The sequence below is a fragment of the Halopelagius fulvigenes genome (assembly GCF_055398025.1).
Genome location: NZ_AP043846.1, coordinates 1,470,463 through 1,484,663, shown reverse-complemented (window position 1 = coordinate 1,484,663; position 14,201 = coordinate 1,470,463). Strand labels below are relative to the sequence as shown.

Sequence of the window (14,201 nt, the reverse complement as noted above, 5' to 3'; positions counted from 1 at the left end):
GCGGTGTCCCCGTCGGGCGGGAGAGCGGAAGAAGAGAGAACGTAACGGAGCCTACTGCTCCGACGCGCCCGCGAGAGACGCCAGCAACGCTTCGAGTTGCACCTGTTCGTTCGCGCCCTCGGTGATTCGGTAGTCCGCTTCGCCGATACGTTCCATCAGGCGGACGGTCGCCCGTTCGTCCAGGTCGAAGTCCCAGACCGACCGGTGGAGTTGGTCGATGATGTCGCCGCCGGCCATCCCCGTGTCGACGAGGAGCGTCTCCAACTTCGACCGCGCGCCGAGGAAGTCGCCGTCGATGGCGGCGGTGACCATCTCCTCTATGTCCTCGGGGCGGGCCGTCGAGGTTATCATGTACACCGCCTCCTCGTCCACCACGTCGCCCGTCGTCGCGGCGGCCTGCAGGGAGTTGATGGCGCGGCGCATGTCGCCGCCCGCGGCGTAGACGAGGGCGTCGAGGCCGTCCTCGGTGAGTTCGATGTCCTCGTTCTCCGCGATGTCTTCGACCTGCGACCGGACGGCGTCGTCCGAGAGGGGCGAGAAGCGGAAGACGGCGCACCGCGACTGAATGGGGTCGATGATCTTCGAGGAGTAGTTACACGAGAGGATGAAGCGGGTGTTGTCGGAGAACTGCTCCATCGTCCGGCGGAGCGCGGACTGCGCGTCCGACGTGAGGGAGTCCGCCTCGTCTAAGAAGATGACGCGGTAGTCGTACCCGCCGAAGGAAGAGCGCGCGAAGTTCTTGATTCGGTCGCGCACCACGTCGATGCCGCGTTCGTCCGAGGCGTTCAGTTCGAGGAAGTTGCCGCGCCAGTCGTCGCCGTAGATGGCGCGCGCGATGGCCGTCGCGCACGTCGTCTTGCCGATACCCGCCGGTCCGGCGAAGAGCAGGTGGGGAAGGTCGTCCTGTTCGACGTAGGACTGCAGACGCCCCACGATGTCTTCCTGCCCGTACACGTCGTCCAGCGTCTGCGGGCGGTACTTCTCTATCCAGATCTCTCGGCCCGCCGGCGTGGCGTCGGACTCTGCGGCCTCGCTCATACGCGTCACACGGGCCCCCCGAGTGATAAAGAACCCGCGTTGCGCGCGACCGGCGAGCGAACGCGGAACGGACGGCGGACGCGGAGAGAAACCCTGAAACCCGCGGCGCGCCGACGCACGACCATGCAGGTGACCGTCGAAGTCGTCGGGGAGGAGACGCGCGAGGTGGAGGTGGGCGACGACGGAACGTACGCCGACCTGATCCGCGCGGTGGACCTCAGTCCCCACGAGGTGTCGGTCCTCGTAGACGGCTCTCCCGTCCCCGAGGACCAACCCGTCGAAGCGCCGGAAGTGAAGGTCCTCAGGCTCATCAAGGGCGGATGACGGTCCGACGCGACTACCCCACGAAAACGGGTTCCTCGGAGGTTAGCCGTAGTAGGCGAACGAGTCGCTCCGCCCGTCGCGGAGCGTCCACCCGGGACTCCCCGCCGTCGACGGTGCTCTCGTCGGCGTACTCTTCCGCGCAGAGGTCCGACCCGCGTCGAATCGACCGACCCTAACCGAGAGACCGACGGCGGTAGCGCGGCGACCGACAGCGAGGAGGCCGACCAACAGGACATCATCGCCTCCGGCGAGATCCCGGAGCGTCCGAGCCGTAGCTCGCTGTCGCTGTACTACTCCGAAGGCTCCAAGACCTACGGCTGGTCGGAGTGCTAACCCCGAGTTGAGCTGCGTTACGCTCGGTTTGTCTCCCGTTCTTCGTCGTTCGGGCCGGAGACGTTACAGTGGTCCATAGCGTACGCTTCGTTCGATTATGCGGCTAACCGGGGGAACGGAGGGATGGTCGCGTGGCGGTCGCCGGAGAGGCGTCCCCGACGTGCGAACGAGAGAGGTTGCGGAGCCGAGCAGTACGGATACGAACGACCGTGCTGTCAGGACGACGGAGACGAGCGTCCACACCGCCGAGACGAACGCCGTCGCCGAAGCGGACGACGCCGCCGGGGAGGTATCGGCGTGAGTCCGAGGAGAGATTCGCTCCGGCGCGGACTCCTGTTCGTCGGCGCCGGCGTGCTACTCGTCGCCATCGCGTTCGGAGGGAGTTGGGCACTCGCTCCCGATACGGATCGGATGTCCGAGTCCGCCGACGTGAACAACTCGTCGCTGCTGGTGGGCGTGCAGGGACCTGGGCCGAACGGAAACGTGACCGCGCTCGACGGTCGGGGGAACGTTAAGTGGAGCATCGGGAACATCATCAGTTACCAGAGCGTCCAGACGCTCGACAACGGCTCGGTGCTGACCACGTTCGCCGCGGGCGGCTACCAGGACTGCGGACGGTACCAGCCGCCGTGCAAGCGGACCGGCGTCCGGATCATCGAGCCGAATCCCCGCCCGGAAGTCGTCTACGAGTGGAGCTACCCGGTCCGGACCCGGAAGGACAGCGAGGTCCACGACGCGGAGATGATGCCCAACGGCAACGTGCTCGTGGCCGACATGGAGTGGGAGAGCATCTTCACCTACGACCCCGAGACGGGTGAACGGAACTGGACGTGGAACGCAAGCGACCACTACGAGGCTCCCGACGACCCGACGAAGGTCGACTGGCTCCACCTCAACGACGCCGACTACATCGGCGACGGCCGCTTCCTCGTCTCGATCCGCAACGAGAACCAGCTCCTGATCGTCGAGCGCGGGAAGGGCGTGGTCGAAGTGATAAACGAGGACGGCGACGAGGACGTGCTGAACCAGCAGCACAACCCGCAGTGGCTCGGCGACGGCGCGGTGGTGGTCGCCGACTCGGAGAACCACCGCGTGGTCGAGCTCCACAGGAACGAGACGACCGGCGAGTGGGAGGAGGCGTGGGCTGTCGCCAAGGCGGGCGGTGTCGCGTTCGACTGGCCGCGGGACGCCGACCGACTGCCGAACGGCAACACGCTGGTGACCGACAGCCGGAACAACCGCGTGGTCGAGATACGCGAGGACGGGAGCGTCGTGGCGAGTTACGGCGTCCCCTCGCTGCCGTACGAGGCCGACCGCGTGCCCCACGGCGAGGTGTCCGGCAAGGCCCCGCAGTCGATCCAGCCCTACGGCACCGAGCGGGAGACCGACCTCGGCCTGCTCGAGCGCAAGATCCCGATACTCTGGATGCTTCTGGCCGGCGCGCGAGAGATCGTCGCGCTCCCCTACTGGGTGTCGGAGATTCACGTGCTAGTCGTGGCCGTCGCGCTCGTCCTCTGGATTCGGGGCGGGCACCTGCTCGTGCGAGGCGGACTCGGTGGAAAACAGTGATCGCGCTGGCGGGGTGAGCTACCCCCGTGAGCGAGGACGGTGGCGAGCGACGGGGCGGCCGACCTGTCCGATGTGCGAGGAGCCGATGTACCACCGCCACTGCAAGTACGTCCGTCCCCAGCACGGCGTGGCCTACGACTGTTCGGACACCTTCTACTGACTACTTCATCGTCACCCACGCCGGGAACGCGCGAGGGGATTTAACCCGACGCGGGGGCGAACGTCGGTCGATGAACCTCGCGGTGCGGGAGGCGACGCCCAACGACGAGGCGGACGCGATGTTCCTCCTCGACGGCGCGATGCTCGAAGCAGACGCCGAGACGGTCCGCCGCCGAATCGAGTCCGGGTCGGTGCTGGTCGCGGAGAGCGGGGACGACGGCCGTCTCGTCGGCGTCTGCGTCCTCAACGGGACGGAGATAGCGCAAATTGCCGTCCGTCGGCAGCGTCGCGGCCGGGGCGTCGGGAGCGAACTCGTGGCGGCGGCCGACGCGCGGGTCGACGGGACGGTGACCGCCGAGTTCGGCGACCGAGTGCGGCCGTTCTACGAGTCGCTCGGATTCGAGATACGGGAGACGGAGAACGAGGGGCGCTTCCGGGGCGTCCTCAGATGAGCGGTTCGACCAGTTCGCGGCCCGCCTCGAGCAAGGTATCGACGTCCTCCCGACTCGACGCCTCGGCGTAGACGCGCATCATCGGTTCCGTCCCCGAGGGGCGGACCAGAAGCCACGACCCGTCCTCGAGGAGGAGCTTGAAGCCGTCGAGCGTGACGACTTTGGCGATGTCGCGGCCGGCGACCTGTTCGGGGAGTTCGTCGTCTAAGTCCTCGATGACCCGTTCCTTCTCGGAGTCCGGGCACTCTAAGCCTATCTTGTCGGCGACGATGTCGCCGTGTTCGTCGAGGAGGCGGTCCACGCGTTCGTCCATCGGTTCGGCCGCCGTCGCCGCCGCGCCGAGGAGTCCCATGAGGACGCCGTCCTTCTCGCGGACGTGCCCGCGGACGGAGAACCCGCCCGATTCCTCGCCGCCCATCAGGGCGTCGTGCTCCTTCATCGCGTCGGCGACCCACTTGAATCCGACCGGCGTCTCGAACACCTCTTCGCCGTGCGCCTCCGCGATGCGGTCGATGAGGAACGTCGTCGAGACGGTGCGGATGGCGGGGCCGCTATCCGATTCGAGGAGGTAGTCGTAGGCCGCGGCGAAGAAGAGGTTCTCGTCCAAGTGGCCGCGTTCGGGGGTGACGAACGCCACGCGGTCGGAGTCGCCGTCGTTCGCGACGCCCAAGTCGGCGTCCTCCTCGCGGACGGTTTCGACCAACCGTTCGAGGTTCTCGGCGCTCGGTTCCGGCGGGCTTCCGCCGAAGTCGGGGTCCTGTTCGTCGCGGATGCTGATGACCTCCGCGCCCGCCGATTCGAGGAGGGCGTCCGTGACGCCGCGGCCCGATCCGTGCATGGCGTCGTAGACGACGGTGAGACCCGAGAGGTCGGCGTCCACGAGTTCGCGCGCGTGTTCCGCGTGCGGCGTGACGATGTCCACCTCCTCTATCGTCCCGCGTTCCGCCTCCGGGAGGAGGTCAGGTTCCGCGAGGCGTTCGACGATGGCCTCCGTCACCTCCGGGAGGGCGGGCGCGCCGTCGGCGGGGATGAACTTCACGCCGTTGTACTCCGCGGGGTTGTGCGACGCCGTGACCATCATCGCGCCCGAGAGGTCGCGGTCAACGATGGCGTAGGCGACGAGGGGCGTCGGTCGGTCGCGGTCCGGGAGCAGAACGTCGAAGCCGTTCCCGGCGAGGACCTCCGCCAGCGATTCGGCGAACCCGGGTGAGGACTCGCGGGCGTCGTACCCGACGAACACCGGCGCGTCGTACCCCTCCTCGGAGAGGTAGTCGGCGACGGCCTGTCCGACGATGCGGAGACGGTCGTCGGTGAACGTGTCGAGGGTGGCGCGCCACCCGTCGGTTCCGAAAGATATCTCGTCCATACGTGAACGTCTTCGGCGTCCGTCAAAAAGGTACGGCGCGGCGACGGGTAGACGCGCCCTACGGAGTGCCGACGGGCTTTTCAGCCGATGGGCCTAGTTCGCTAGCGATGACGAAGGTTATCGCCGTCTGCGGAAGCAGGCGCGACGGCAGTCACACCCTGAAAGCCCTCCGCGTCGTCCTCGACGCCGCCCGCGCGGCGGGCGCGGAGACCGAGATGATAGACCTCGGCGCGGCGGATTTACCCCTCTATCACCCCGACGAGGACGAACAGGGGGAGTCCGCCCGCTTGACCCGAAAGGTCCGCGACGCCGACGGCGTGATCCTCGGCTCTCCGGTGTACCACGGGTCGTACTCCTCGACGTTCCGCAACTTCCACGACTACTGCAGTTTCGACGACTACGAGGACACCGCCGTCGGGTTAGTCGCCGTCGCGGGCGGCGGGTCCTACGGCGCGACGCTCGAACACATGCGAAGTACCGTCCGAGGCGTCCACGGGTACGTCGTCCCCCAGCAGGTCGGAATCAGGAAGGGGTACGAGAAGTTCCAGGGCGGCGAACTCGTCGACGAGGACATCGAAGAGCGACTCGTCTCCCTCGGCGAGTCCGTCGTCGAACACGCGGCCAAACTCGACTGCGAACCGCCCGTCCTCGCGGAGTCGGACTGACCGCCTCGCAGGGGGTGCGGACCGCCGCCGGTCGAACCGCGGAGTCAGAAGAAGGCGGTGACCGACGCGGAATCTACCGCAGACGCCGACGCGAACGCGGACCGGACGCGCGGCCCCACCACCGACCTCCCCGACCGGACGCCCGACCACGTGACGAAGGTTCACGTCACCGTCCGGCAGTTCCTGAACGGTGAACTCGGCGGTGCCATCGGCGGCATCGTCGGCGGTTTCGCCGCGTAGAATCGGTCGTACCGTAGCCCTTCCCCCGGTCGTTTTCCTAGCCGTCTAATCCGACCAGTCGTTCCTTTCGTCGCCGCGAGAACTGCTTGACCTCGTACTCCCGGGACATCGCCTCGGACTTCGAGTCGAACGATTCGACGTGGACGAGTTCGACCGGCGTCCGGCCGCGGGTGTACTTCGCGCCCTCGCCCGCGTCGTGTTCGGCGACGCGGCGTTCGACGTCGGTCGTGTAGCCCGTGTACAACGACCCGTCGGCGCACCGGAGGACGTAGACGTAGTGTTCCGACACGGCGAGACGGTCCGCGCCGGACGGTGAAAGTTCGCTCGGTCCGACGGGTTCGGCTCGGTCGTCTGGTCCGCGCGTCGGAGGCTTAGTCGCCGTACGAGAACTCCGTGCCGCCGCACTTCGGGCACGCGTCGTTCCCGATGGGTTTCGGCTCCATCGACCGGATGCCGAGGAGGGTGACGCCGCAGGAGTCGCAGACGACGTTCACCGGCATCGGCCGGACGGGTTCGGCGGCGTCTGCTCGGCGTCGGTTCGACGAGGGGAGGAGGCTCCGCTCATACCTCGTCAACCGACCCTAAGGGGGGCTCTCCGGTCCTCGCGGAGAGGTTGAGTAGTTCCACCTCGTGGCTCCGCGACGCGTGGCGGGTGAAGAACGCCTGCGCGTCGTCGTAGTCTTCGAAGATAACCTCCTCCGTGCAGTCGCGGCACGCACATCGGTACATGTTACTCCTCACCCGGCGGTTCGGGGACGGTTCCCCCCTCGTCCGTCCGACGGGTAGTCTTCCGGTTTCGGGCGACGAACGCGGCACGAACGGGTCGCTCCGCGTCGCCTCCGAGTGGTCGAAGTGCGTCGCCGTCTGTCGCCTCCTGCGGTGGGAGACTGTCGCATCCGACGTCATCCGCTTCCGAAACCGCCGAGGGAACCTCCGCCGTCGATTCCTCCGTTTCGGAAGTCGCCAACTTCGCGCTAGACAATCCCATCGGCTACGAGTCAGTTTGCTACTACCAAAGTATTTTCTCCAACTCTAGTTATTGGAGTATATATCCCCAGTGTTCATTTACATTTCAAAAATTGTACCTGGGAAAATATCTAGCGGTCGTCGACGATTCCCTTCCCGAAGTGGTTGAACGGTTGGAGGTACGTGCGCCGTCGGAGGCGTTCGCTGACGATAGTCAACCCCAAGGCGTCTATCTGGGTGGCGATGTCGTTGATCTCGTCCGAGTCGTTGGAGACGGCAAGGACCCTGACGTTCTCCTGCGCGCTCAACATCTCCTCGACGCGGACGACGTGGTCGATTTTCAGCGCCTCCTGAGCGAGCTCCTCGCGGCGTTTGACCGGCGCGGTGCAGCAGAATTCGAGCCGAATGGGGAACCCGGCGTTCTGATAGTTGATAAGGGGGACGTACCCTTCGAGGACGCCCATACGTTCCATCTTCTCGATTCGGTTCCGGATCGTCTGGTCGGACACCGGGAGCTGTTTGGCCATATCGACGGGCGTGTGGTTCCGAGCGTCTTCCTGAAGGAGGTGGAGGATGCCCAAGTCTATCTCGTCGAGTCCCTCGGCACTCATGGATGACGTAGCAGTATCGGACACAATGATTCTTTGGACTGACGTTTCGGGCGGGCCGGACGAGCGGCGGCCGTGAACTCTCTCCGGAGCGAATTCGCCCTCGACGACGAACTCGGGCTTATCGCTTTAATACCTCAGCGAGCGTCGGAATACCTATGGTAACTACCACTACGCCTCCGAGCACCCGGTACGCCGTACCAACCGGCGCGGGTGAACTCGTCCGCCGGACGACGGCGGGCGTCCTCGTCGCAGTCGTCGCGCTACTCCTCGTCCGTACCGTCGTCGCCCTCTCCGGCGCGAACCTTGGCGCGACGGGGGCCAACGACCCGTTCGCCCTCGGACCGGGAATCGCCGCGGCCACCGTCGCCGGCGTCGGGGCGGCCGTCGTCTACGCCGCGTTGGTCCGACTGACCGACCGACCGGTCCGAAAGTTCGTCGCGGCGGCCGCCGTCGTCTTCGCGGTGATGCTCGTCCCCGTCATCGTCTTCGCGCCGACGCTGGGCGTCACCGCCGTCGGACAGGCCGTCCTCGTCGTCTCCCACGTCGTCGTCGCCGTCCCCCTCGTCGCGTTCGTGACCGGGGCGATTAGAGTCTAAGAGACTTCGTACCCCATATCTTGGACGGCACCTTTTATCTGCGCCTCGCCTATCAGTTCGAGGTCGAATCGGACGTCCGCCGCACCGCTCTCGGCGTCGATGTCCGCCTCCATGACGCCGTTGGCGTTCTCCAGTTCGCTCTCTATCTCCTCGACTTCCTCTTCGGACTTGACCGTCCTGATGGAGAACTGCGCGTGATTTTCGGCCATGGGAGTACGGTATTCGAGGCGGGAGAATGAGCACACGGCCTGCAAGGATAAGCCTTGGAAGGGTTTCGCGGGCAGAGCGGTCGAACTACTCGACTTCGAACGTCTCCACCACGTCCGCGAGGGCGTCGCTGTCCGGCACGCCGTGGTTCACCGAGAGCGGTGAGACGCTCACCTGCGCGTCCACGAGGGCGCGGCGGTCGGTGCCGACCGGGTAGAGGCGGCGGTGTTCCTCCGTCGGCGGGAAGGGGTTCTCCCACCCCACCGCGCCGGGCCACGTCCGGTCGTGGAGGCGGACGAGGCGTTCGTCGTCCGCCAGGTCGTACTCGTCGCCGGGTTCCGCGACGGGTTCGACGTGTTGGCCGTAGTCGTGGTGCGGTCGGGTGAGGACGACCGGCGGGTTCGCCGCGTCCACCGGCGCGTTGACGTTTAGGAGGTCCACTTCGTCGTAGACGCCCGCGTCGAGGGCACGTTCGACCAGTCCGCGGGCGGCGCGGGCGGGCCGGGAGAAGTCGTACTCCTCGGGCGGCGAGAGGAAGAAGTCCTTCGAGTGGTACGCCGAGACGGCGAGGGCGGGCGTGTCGAGGAACGCCGCTTCCAACCCCGCGCCGACGGTGGCGGAGCGTCCGACGACGTAGTTGCCGGCGTTCGGGCCGTCGTTGACGCCCGCGACGACCACGTCGAAGGAGGCGTCGAGTCCGCGGAGGCCGTACGCCGCGCAGTCGGCGGGCGTGCCGCCGAAGGCGTACCCCCACGGGTGGTCGCGGACGACGGCGGTGTCGTTCCGCGTCCGGCCGAGGCCGCTTCGGTTGCCGTCGGGCGCGACGACGGTCACCTCGCCGAGGGCGGTGAGTTCCTCGCGGAGGGCCGCGATGCCGGGCGCGTCGATGCCGTCGTCGTTGGTCAGGAGGATGGAGAGACCGTCGCTCATCGGGTACCTGAGCCTCGTCGGAGTCGAACCTATGGCTTCTGATTCGCCGCGGGAAAAGGGGGGTCGGCTTCGCGTGGTGGTCTTCCGTCCGCTTCAACGGTTATGCGGTGCGGGTACGTCGCCGCGCGACTTCAGCGATGCCCGCGTTCGCCGAACAGTTTGGACAGGCGAGGACTCGCCCTTGTTCGTCGGCGAACACGCGCACGAAGTGCTCGGAGACGTGCGACCCGCAATGGTCGCAGGTTGACATAGTTGGGTCCGGCAGCCACCACAGTGCCGGTACTCACCGTAGGTGTCCCGCGCGTAAGACCGCTTCGCGCACGTGCGACGGTACCACACAACTCCGTTCGCGGCGGCGCGTCAGTTCGCGTCGTCCGACCGACCGGCGTCCTCGGCGTCCGCCCTCGCCTGCGACACCGCGCGGGCGACGAGTCCGGCCTGCGCCCCGGCGACGAACCCGGCGTCCACGTTGACGACGGAGATGACGGTACAGGACTGGAGCATCCCCGAGAGGGCCGCCTCGCCGTCGCCGCCGTGGCCGTACCCCGTCGAGACGGGCAGGCCGATGACCGGCGTATCGACCAGTCCGGCGACGACGGTCGGAAGTGCGCCCTCGCGCCCGGCGGCGACGACGAGGACGTCGGCGGCCCGCAGTTCGTCGAGGTGGTCGAGGACGCGCCCGAGGTGGGCGACGCCCACGTCCTCGACGCGGAAGACGGAAGCGCCCATCTCGCGCGCGATGACGGCCGCCTCTCCCGCGGCCTCGGCGTCGGAGGTGCCGCCGGTGACGATACCGACGGCGGCGTCGAGACTCGGCGGTTCGAAGTCCGGCGCGCGCGCGACGAGCGTTCGCGCCCGTTCCTCCCGGTCGAGTTCCGCCGCGTCGCCCAGTTCCTCGGCGACGGCGTCCACGTGGGCCTGCGAAGCGCGGGTGAGTATCGCGCGACCCGTCGATTCGACGGCCGCGGCGGCCAGCGTCGCCGTCTCTGCGGGCGTCTTCACGTCCGCGAGAATGGCCTCCGGGACGCCTCGGCGCGTCTCGCGGGCGGCGTCGAACCGCCCGGCGTCCGTCGTCGCGTACCCCGCCAGTCGGGCCTCGGCGGCCGCCGGGGAAAGGTCCCCCGCGGCGACCGCCTCCAGAATCTCTCGCATGGTGCGCCGTTCGGATTACTCCTCCTCGTACGTGTCGTTTCCGGTCGGTGAGGGTCCGCCGACGGTCGAACCTTCCCTATCACTGCTCCCCCTATATAAATCCGTTCCCTCTGAAAGGCCATAACCTACCGGTAGGGACGTAGAGGAGGCAGATTTGCGAAATCTTATTAAGTAGGACTCTGAAAGGTGGGTTGTATGGCAGACCTTATTGTCAAGGCAGCCGTCAAGGAAGCGCTCAACGACAAGAACGTCGCTTCGGACTTCTACGACGCGCTCGATGAGGAAGTCAAGGAACTGCTCGAAGATGCCGCCCGCCGTGCGGAAGAGAACGACCGGAAGACGGTCCAGCCCCGCGACCTGTAAACCGGTTCAATCCGGCTTCGATTTTTTCGAGGCGATACGTCAGATAGCCTCGCGTGTGCGGGGCGCTACGACGGCGAACGCGACGGAGGGGAGCGTCAGCCCCGCGTCCTGACCTCGACGCCGTCGTCCGTTCCGACGTACACCTCGTCGGCCATCCCGACGAACAGGCCGTGTTCGACGCACCCCGGAGTCGCAGAGAGGTCCGCGGCGAGGGAGGCGGGGTCGTCGATAGCGCCGAACTCGCAGTCGAGGACGAGGTTCCCGTTGTCGGTGACGACCGGCCCGTCCTTCCGTTCGGCGCTCCTGAGCGTCGGGTCGCCGCCGAGTTCTCGCAGGCGCGCGGCGACCGTCGTCCGCGCGTCGGGCAACACCTCCACCGGCACCGCGCGGTCCAGCGTCGCCGCCGTCTTCGAGGGGTCGGCGACGACGACGAATCGCTCCGCGGCGGCGTCGACTATCTTCTCCCGCGCGTGCGCCGCGCCGCCGCCCTTGATGGCGTTCAGTGCGTCGTCCACCTGGTCCGCGCCGTCGATGGCGACGTCTACGGTCTCCACCTCGTCCAAGGAGGCGAGGGGAATCCCCTCCTCGCGGGCGAGTTCGCGCGTCGCGAAGGAGGTGGGGACGCCGCGGACGTCGAGTCCGTCTTCCTCGACGGCGCGGGCGATGGCGCGCACGGCGAACGCCGCCGTGCTCCCGGTGCCGAGTCCGACCGTCGCGCCGTCCGTCACGAGGTCCGCCGCGCGTTCGCCTGCGCGGCGCTTCTGGTCGTCCGTACCGCCCGTCGTCTTCATACCCGTGCGTCGGAGAGGCGCGGCGAAAAGCCTTCGAACGCCGTCGCCCGCGGTCATGCCTTTACTCCCGGAGTCCGTCGTCGGGAGTATGACAGATTCTGTCGCGGTCGTCGCGGGCGTCGGCCCCGGACTCGGAGCGTCCGTCGCGCGTCGGTTCGCCGACGAGGGGTGTTCGGTCGCCCTGTTCGCCCGGTCGGAGTCGTTCGTCGAATCGCTCGCCAAGGAACTGGACGACGGACCGGGCAAGGGACTCGCGGTGCCGACGGACCTCACGGACCCCGAGGACGTGAGAGACGCCTTCGAACGCGTCCGGTCGGAGCTCGGCCCCGTCGATATCCTCGTCAACAACGCCAGTTCGTCGGCGTGGAAGGGCGTCCGCGAACTCTCGGCGGCGGAGTTAGACGACGCGTTGGCCACCGGCGTCCGCGGCGCGTTCGTCTGCGCGCAGGAGGCCGTAGACGACATGCTCGAAACCGGGGGCGGAACCGTCGTCTTCACCGGTGCCACGTCCGCCGTCCGCGGGCGGGAGGGGGCGGTCGGCTTCTCGGCGGCGAAGTTCGCCGCGCGCGGTATGGCGGAGTCGATGGCGCGTGAGCTCGGACCCGAGGGCATCCACGTCGCCCACGTCGTCGTGGACGGCGGCATCCGCCCGTCCGACGCCGACGGAGACGAGGACGGAGACCGGACCGGCGAGGTGGAATCGCTTGACCCCGACGCGATCGCCGATGCGTACTGGTACCTCGTTCGGCAGGACAGAAGCGCGTGGACGCTGGAACTAGACCTGCGTCCGAACGCCGAGGAGTTCTGAGAAGGGTCCGCCGCCGACTCCGGCGGGTTCAGAGGCGGTCCAACACGGCCTCGGGGTCGTACGCCAACGAGAGCGACCGGGAGCGCCCCCGGCCCTCGATGTCGGCGTACTCGGTCTCGATGACGCCGAGTTGGTCGAGCTTGTTCGTTATCTCGGAGTACCGCGTGTAGCCGAGGTCCGTCTCCTCGCGGAAGGCGTCGTAGACGGTGCCGGCCTGTTCGCCGTCGTACTCCGCGATGACCCGCACGAGGGCGCGTTCGGTCTCGGAGAGGCCGCGGAGACACCGCGAGAGGTGGACGTACTTCGATTTGTCGTAGGCCGCCTCCACGTCTTCGAGTTCGACGGTCCGACTCGCGCGCATCTCCGCGTGGAGTCCCGCGCGGCGGAGCAAGTCGATGCCGACGCGCAGGTCGCCGTTCTCGGCGGTGAGCTCCGCCACCCGGTCGAGTTCCGGGTCCCCGATGACGTTCTCGTGGAACCCGCGGCGGGCGCGTCCGCGGAGGATGTCCACGATCTCGTCGACGTCGTAGACGGGGAAGTACACCTCCTCGGGGCGGAAGACGCTCTGGACGCGCCCGTCGAGTTCGTCGATGACGTCGAGAGAGAGGTCCGAGGAGACGATGATGACGCCGATTCTCGCGCCCGTGTGCGTCTCGTGGGCGCGGAGCAAGGAGTAGAGCGTGTCGGACGCCTCGTTCTCGTAGAACAGGTAGTTCACGTCGTCCAAGGCGACGGCCAACACCTCCTCGTCCTCGACGAGCCTGTCGGTTATCTGGCCGAACAGTTTCTTGAACGAGATGCCCGACGACGGCGGTTCGTACTCGAAGATGTGCTCGAAGATGCGGGAGAACACCGCGTAGCGCGTCGAATCGACTTGGCAGTTCACCCTGACGGTGCGAACGCCCGACTGCGCGCCGAGTTCGCCGAACAACTTCTGCACTGCGGTGGTTTTTCCGGTACCGGGAGGACCCCGAACCGTGGTGTTGAGGGGGCGGGAACCGCGAACCGCGGGGCGAAGCGCGTACTTCAGACTCTGCAGTTGCGTCTCGCGGTGGTTGAACGTCTCCGGGACGTAATCTATCTCGAAGACGTGTTCGTCGCGGAACACCGTCTCGTCCCACGACAGCATCCCCTCCTCGGGGTCGTCCCTCATCGCTTCAATCACGAATAGCAGTCTACTTAACGGTTCCCCAGCGGCGGAGCGAAAGTGAAAGTAAAACGAAGGGACTCTGAGACGCCCGGTATCGTAGGTTCGCGTTAACTAACGTGTTCGGGCGGCGGCGGTCCGCGGACGGCCTCGAACGGCCGGCGGTGCGTCACTCGGTCGCAAGCGTGTAGACGCGATAGGCGGAGAACAGGCCGACGGAGAGGGCGACGCCGCCGAATGCGGCCGCCGTCGCCGGTGCGGAACCGGCGAGGAAGGGGCCGATTCCGGCATAGGCGAGGGAGAGGCAGAGAGCCGCGAGTGCGAGGTGAAACAGCATCAGCGTCGCCGTGCCGACGACGTACCAGACGGCGTCTCTCGTCGCGCGGTGGACGGCGTCGTACGTCTCGTCCGCGCCGGACGGGTCCGCGTCGGAGGTGGAGGAGTCGGGGACCATATCCGGCGGAACGGAACTCACCGACATAAA

Annotated in this window: 24 protein-coding genes; 10 read left to right on the top strand and 14 right to left on the bottom strand. The window is 67.3% G+C overall.

Going from position 1 to position 14,201, the window contains the following annotated elements:
- Positions 1-51 precede the first annotated feature (51 nt).
- Positions 52-1,038, bottom strand: a complete 987-nt coding sequence (locus tag ACZ522_RS12275) for a replication factor C small subunit (RefSeq protein ID WP_379699091.1) — start codon at positions 1,036-1,038, stop codon at positions 52-54.
- A 123-nt stretch (positions 1,039-1,161) separates the two neighbouring features.
- On the opposite strand from ACZ522_RS12275, the gene samp2 reads away from it, so the two are divergent.
- The 5 genes from samp2 (at position 1,162) to ACZ522_RS12250 (ending at position 3,875) form a co-directional block, all read left to right on the top strand.
- A complete protein-coding gene (gene samp2 / locus ACZ522_RS12270; RefSeq protein ID WP_379699093.1) occupies positions 1,162-1,362 on the top strand; it encodes a ubiquitin-like small modifier protein SAMP2 in 201 nt (66 codons plus the stop codon).
- 493 nt (positions 1,363-1,855) lie between these two features.
- On the top strand, positions 1,856-1,996 hold the full coding sequence (locus ACZ522_RS12265; protein WP_379699095.1) for a hypothetical protein: 141 nt from the start codon (positions 1,856-1,858) through the stop codon (positions 1,994-1,996).
- Positions 1,993-3,264 (top strand): aryl-sulfate sulfotransferase, encoded by a 1,272-nt coding sequence (locus ACZ522_RS12260; protein WP_379699097.1) that lies wholly within the window; start codon positions 1,993-1,995, stop codon positions 3,262-3,264. Before ACZ522_RS12265 ends, ACZ522_RS12260 begins: the two co-directional genes overlap by 4 nt.
- 70 nt (positions 3,265-3,334) lie before the next feature.
- Positions 3,335-3,424 carry an HVO_2523 family zinc finger protein gene (locus ACZ522_RS12255; protein WP_379699937.1) on the top strand — a complete coding sequence of 30 codons (90 nt, stop codon included), beginning with the start codon at positions 3,335-3,337 and terminating at the stop codon, positions 3,422-3,424.
- Between the two features lie 70 nt (positions 3,425-3,494).
- A complete protein-coding gene (locus ACZ522_RS12250) occupies positions 3,495-3,875 on the top strand; it encodes a GNAT family N-acetyltransferase (protein WP_379699099.1) in 381 nt (126 codons plus the stop codon).
- Here the strand turns inward: ACZ522_RS12250 and ACZ522_RS12245 are convergent.
- Complete coding sequence (locus ACZ522_RS12245) at positions 3,868-5,241, bottom strand: phosphoglucomutase/phosphomannomutase family protein (protein ID WP_379699101.1); 1,374 nt, start codon at positions 5,239-5,241, stop codon at positions 3,868-3,870. The genes ACZ522_RS12250 and ACZ522_RS12245 overlap by 8 nt on opposite strands.
- Before the next feature lie 107 nt (positions 5,242-5,348).
- Between ACZ522_RS12245 and ACZ522_RS12240 the strand changes: the two genes are divergently transcribed.
- Positions 5,349-5,906, top strand: coding sequence for an NADPH-dependent FMN reductase (locus ACZ522_RS12240; RefSeq protein WP_379699103.1), 558 nt, complete (start codon positions 5,349-5,351; stop codon positions 5,904-5,906).
- A gap of 57 nt (positions 5,907-5,963) precedes the next feature.
- Positions 5,964-6,146: a hypothetical protein gene (locus ACZ522_RS12235; protein ID WP_379699105.1), complete on the top strand. Its 183-nt coding sequence runs from the start codon at positions 5,964-5,966 to the stop codon at positions 6,144-6,146.
- Between the two features lie 37 nt (positions 6,147-6,183).
- Here ACZ522_RS12235 and ACZ522_RS12230 read toward each other — a convergent pair whose 3' ends face one another.
- The 5 genes from ACZ522_RS12230 to ACZ522_RS12210 all read right to left on the bottom strand — a co-directional run bounded on the left by ACZ522_RS12230 (position 6,184) and on the right by ACZ522_RS12210 (position 7,723).
- Complete coding sequence (locus ACZ522_RS12230; RefSeq protein ID WP_379699107.1) at positions 6,184-6,435, bottom strand: GIY-YIG nuclease family protein; 252 nt, start codon at positions 6,433-6,435, stop codon at positions 6,184-6,186.
- An 82-nt stretch (positions 6,436-6,517) separates the two neighbouring features.
- Positions 6,518-6,721, bottom strand: coding sequence for a zinc ribbon-containing protein (locus ACZ522_RS12225; RefSeq protein WP_379699109.1), 204 nt, complete (start codon positions 6,719-6,721; stop codon positions 6,518-6,520).
- Complete coding sequence (locus ACZ522_RS12220) at positions 6,708-6,875, bottom strand: hypothetical protein (RefSeq protein ID WP_379699111.1); 168 nt, start codon at positions 6,873-6,875, stop codon at positions 6,708-6,710. Before ACZ522_RS12220 ends, ACZ522_RS12225 begins: the two co-directional genes overlap by 14 nt.
- A 1-nt stretch (position 6,876) precedes the next feature.
- Complete coding sequence (locus ACZ522_RS12215; protein WP_379699113.1) at positions 6,877-7,134, bottom strand: hypothetical protein; 258 nt, start codon at positions 7,132-7,134, stop codon at positions 6,877-6,879.
- A gap of 109 nt (positions 7,135-7,243) precedes the next feature.
- On the bottom strand, positions 7,244-7,723 hold the full coding sequence (locus ACZ522_RS12210; protein ID WP_379699115.1) for an Lrp/AsnC family transcriptional regulator: 480 nt from the start codon (positions 7,721-7,723) through the stop codon (positions 7,244-7,246).
- A 155-nt stretch (positions 7,724-7,878) separates the two neighbouring features.
- Between ACZ522_RS12210 and ACZ522_RS12205 the strand changes: the two genes are divergently transcribed.
- The gene (locus ACZ522_RS12205) at positions 7,879-8,319 is read left to right on the top strand and encodes a DUF6069 family protein (RefSeq protein WP_379699117.1); all 441 of its coding nucleotides are present in this window, start codon (positions 7,879-7,881) and stop codon (positions 8,317-8,319) included.
- Here ACZ522_RS12205 and ACZ522_RS12200 read toward each other — a convergent pair.
- The 4 genes from ACZ522_RS12200 to larB form a co-directional block, all read right to left on the bottom strand.
- Positions 8,316-8,528: a heavy-metal-associated domain-containing protein gene (locus tag ACZ522_RS12200; RefSeq protein WP_379699118.1), complete on the bottom strand. Its 213-nt coding sequence runs from the start codon at positions 8,526-8,528 to the stop codon at positions 8,316-8,318. The two genes, ACZ522_RS12205 and ACZ522_RS12200, sit on opposite strands and share 4 nt — an antisense overlap.
- Before the next feature lie 85 nt (positions 8,529-8,613).
- Positions 8,614-9,456 carry a 5'/3'-nucleotidase SurE gene (gene surE, locus ACZ522_RS12195; protein WP_379699120.1) on the bottom strand — a complete coding sequence of 281 codons (843 nt, stop codon included), beginning with the start codon at positions 9,454-9,456 and terminating at the stop codon, positions 8,614-8,616.
- Positions 9,457-9,556: 100 nt separating this feature from the next.
- Entirely contained in the window at positions 9,557-9,706 is a 150-nt protein-coding gene (locus ACZ522_RS12190) for a DUF7563 family protein (protein WP_464391773.1), read from the bottom strand.
- Positions 9,707-9,816: 110 nt separating this feature from the next.
- Complete coding sequence (gene larB / locus ACZ522_RS12185; RefSeq protein WP_379699122.1) at positions 9,817-10,608, bottom strand: nickel pincer cofactor biosynthesis protein LarB; 792 nt, start codon at positions 10,606-10,608, stop codon at positions 9,817-9,819.
- A gap of 195 nt (positions 10,609-10,803) precedes the next feature.
- Here larB and ACZ522_RS12180 point away from each other — a divergent pair, with 195 nt between their 5' ends.
- Positions 10,804-10,971, top strand: coding sequence for a DUF1931 family protein (locus ACZ522_RS12180; protein ID WP_006055446.1), 168 nt, complete (start codon positions 10,804-10,806; stop codon positions 10,969-10,971).
- A gap of 95 nt (positions 10,972-11,066) precedes the next feature.
- Here the strand turns inward: ACZ522_RS12180 and rpiA are convergent, their stop codons facing one another.
- Positions 11,067-11,762 carry a ribose-5-phosphate isomerase RpiA gene (gene rpiA, locus ACZ522_RS12175; RefSeq protein WP_379699125.1) on the bottom strand — a complete coding sequence of 232 codons (696 nt, stop codon included), beginning with the start codon at positions 11,760-11,762 and terminating at the stop codon, positions 11,067-11,069.
- Positions 11,763-11,850: 88 nt separating this feature from the next.
- Between rpiA and ACZ522_RS12170 the strand changes: the two genes are divergently transcribed.
- On the top strand, positions 11,851-12,570 hold the full coding sequence (locus ACZ522_RS12170) for an SDR family NAD(P)-dependent oxidoreductase (RefSeq protein WP_379699127.1): 720 nt from the start codon (positions 11,851-11,853) through the stop codon (positions 12,568-12,570).
- Between the two features lie 28 nt (positions 12,571-12,598).
- Here ACZ522_RS12170 and ACZ522_RS12165 read toward each other — a convergent pair whose 3' ends face one another.
- Together ACZ522_RS12165 and ACZ522_RS12160 are read right to left on the bottom strand one after the other, a co-directional pair.
- Positions 12,599-13,723 (bottom strand): ORC1-type DNA replication protein, encoded by a 1,125-nt coding sequence (locus tag ACZ522_RS12165; RefSeq protein ID WP_379699129.1) that lies wholly within the window; start codon positions 13,721-13,723, stop codon positions 12,599-12,601.
- 163 nt (positions 13,724-13,886) lie between these two features.
- Positions 13,887-14,171 carry a hypothetical protein gene (locus tag ACZ522_RS12160; protein ID WP_379699131.1) on the bottom strand — a complete coding sequence of 95 codons (285 nt, stop codon included), beginning with the start codon at positions 14,169-14,171 and terminating at the stop codon, positions 13,887-13,889.
- Positions 14,172-14,201: the final 30 nt, after the last annotated feature.